We start from the raw sequence: 2,624 nt of genomic DNA on the forward strand, positions 1-2,624 counted from the left end.
CCCCCGGTCCCTGGCCCCCGGGACCCAGGTCCCGGGTACCGGCCAGGGTTCGGCACCGGCTCGACGGGCCCGAGGCTCCGGAACCGTCGTCGACGCGGCGGTGACCGGCTTCCACCGGCGTCGCCGCGCGGTGACAGCGATGGCGGGAAGAGAACAGGACGGGCATGAGACCGATCGGCACGGAGATGGTGGGCCGCGAGGGCGAACAGACTGAACTCCGGGCGTTCGTGTGGGCCGCCGCGGGACGGGCGCTCGTGCTGCGGGGGGAGGCGGGGGCCGGCAAGAGCACGCTGTTGTGCCATGCCGCCGCGGTGGCGGAGCGGGAGGGGCACACCGTCATCCGGGCCGCCGGCGTCGAGGCGGAGGCCGCGCTGCCGTACGCCGGGCTGCACCAGATCCTCCATCCGCTGCTTGCCGGTGCCGGGCGCCCGGACGACGGGAACCGGGCGGTGTTCGACGTCGCGTTCGGCCGCGTGCCGGGCGATCCGCCGTCGGTCATGACGCTCGGCATGGCTGTCCTCCGCCTGGTGACGCTCTCGTCGCCCGGGCGGCGGGCTCTGCTGGTGCTGGACGACGGGCAGTGGCTGGACGACGTCAGCGCCGACGTCCTCGGCTTCGTGGGCCGGCGGCTGGCCGGCGGCCCGGTGAAGCTGCTGGCCGCGGTCCGCGCCGACGTCGCGTCGCGGTTCGACACCGCCGCCCTGCCCGAACTGCCGGTCGCCGCCCTCTCCGACGAGGACGCGGCGCGCCTGCTGGACCAGTGTCACCCGGGCCTCGACCGACGGCTCCGCCGGGACGTCCTCGGACAGGCCCGGGGCAACCCCTTGGCCCTGCTGGAGCTGCCGGCGCACGTCGGCGGGGGTGAAGGACCGCGGTTCGGGCACTGCGGCGTGCCGCTGTCCGGCCGGCTGCGACGGCTGTTCGGCGCCCGGATCGAGGCCCTCGACGAGCGGGTGCGCGCCGAGCTGCTGAAGGGCGCGCTCGACGGCATCGGGCTGCCCGGCGCCGTCCCCGGCACGCCCTACGTCATGCGGGACGCCGACGCGGCGGTGGCCGCCGGGCTGCTGGACGTCGGGACGGCCACCGGTGAACTGCTCTTCCGGCACCCGCTGGTGAGTGCCGCCGTCGTGCGGACGGCCACTCCGAGCCAGTGCCGCGCCGCGCGTCTGGCGCTGGCGCGGTTCCACCGGGGGAACCTCGAACGTCAGGCCGTGCACCTGGCGGCGGCGACGGCCGACCCCGACGAGGGCGTCGCCCGCACCCTGGAGGTGGCGGCCGGGTCCGCGACCCGGCGCGGCGGCGCCCTGGCGGCCGTGGACTGGCTGACCCGGGCCGCCGAGCTCAGCGAGAGCCCCGCCGAGCGGTCCCGGCGGCTGGCCGACGCGGCCCTCGTCGCCGGTCACGCCGCCCTGCCCGGCGGGGCGCACCGGCCCGCCGAGGCGGAACCCGGTGCGACGGAGCCGCCGGCCGCGGTGCTCGCCGCCGCCTGCCGGTCGCTCTGCCGGGACGGGGACGTCCGCTCCGCCCACCGGCAGGTCTCGGCCGCGATCGAGCGGCTCCGCGACGACGGGCCGGCCGCTTCTGAGAAGGTGCTCGACCGGTTGGTGGTCCTCCTCCTGACGATCAGTCATTACAGCGGTGACCCCGCGACCTGGGAGCGCACGCACGGACTCCTCGCCTCCCTCGGTGACTTGGTTACCGAACGCGCGCGGCTCTACAGCGGCACCTGGAGCGACGTGACCCGGTACGGCGCCGACTGGGCCGAGCCGGTGCGGCGGGCCGCCGCGCACCTGCCGGACCTGGAGCCCTGGGAGGTCGCGCGGCTGGGCGTGGCCGCGTACCACCTCGACGTCCTGGGCCTGTACCGCCCCCACCTCGAACGCGTCGTGGACCGCGAGCTGGAGACCGGGGCCGTGGTCGCCGGCATGGTCATGCTGCTCCAGATCACGCTCGACCGGATCGCCGCGGGGGAGTGGGACGAGGCCGAGAAGACCGGACAGCGCGTCCTGCTCCTGGCGGCCGAGCACGGCCACCACCTGTTCGCGGCCCAGAGCCGCGCGTACCTCGCCCAACTGGCCGCGCTCCGGGGGCAGTCAGGGCGGGCGCGGGATCTGCGGGCCGAGGTGGACGCCTGGGCCCGGCCGCGCGGGCTGGGATTCCTGACGCAGGCCGCCGACGCCGCCGGCGCGACCGCCGCGCTGGGCTCCGGCGACCACGAGGCCGCGTACCGCCACGCCGTCGGCATCACGCGGCCGGGCGCGTTCCGGCCGTACGCCCACCAGGCACCCCGTACGCTCCTCGACCTCGTCGAGGCCGCCCGGCGCACCGGACGCGCCGCGCAGGCCCGGGCGCACGCCGTGGCTGCCCGCGACGCCGGGCTGCCGGCCGTGTCGCCCCGCCAGGCCCTGGTCACCTACGGCGCGCTGGCGATGACCGCCGACGACGAGGGGGAGGCCGCCGCGCTGTTCGCGCGGGCCGAAGCCCTGCCGGACGCCGCCCGCTTCCCGTACGAGCTGGCCCGGATCCGGCTCGCCCACGGCATCCGGGTCCGCGACGCCCGGGGACCGGCGGCGGCGCGGCGGCATCTGGCCGCGGCGGCCGAGGCGTTCGAGCGGCTGGGCGCG

General features: G+C 77.6%; 1 protein-coding gene. It reads left to right on the forward strand.

Features of this window, described 5'->3' with window-relative positions; all coding sequences use genetic code 11:
- Positions 1-164 precede the first annotated feature (164 nt).
- Positions 165-2,624: AAA family ATPase (locus JNW98_RS35440; protein WP_223772370.1), on the forward strand; the 2,460-nt coding region annotated here is incomplete at its 3' end.

The organism is Streptomyces huiliensis (assembly GCF_020037025.1).
GTDB classification, from domain to species: domain Bacteria; phylum Actinomycetota; class Actinomycetes; order Streptomycetales; family Streptomycetaceae; genus Streptomyces; species Streptomyces huiliensis.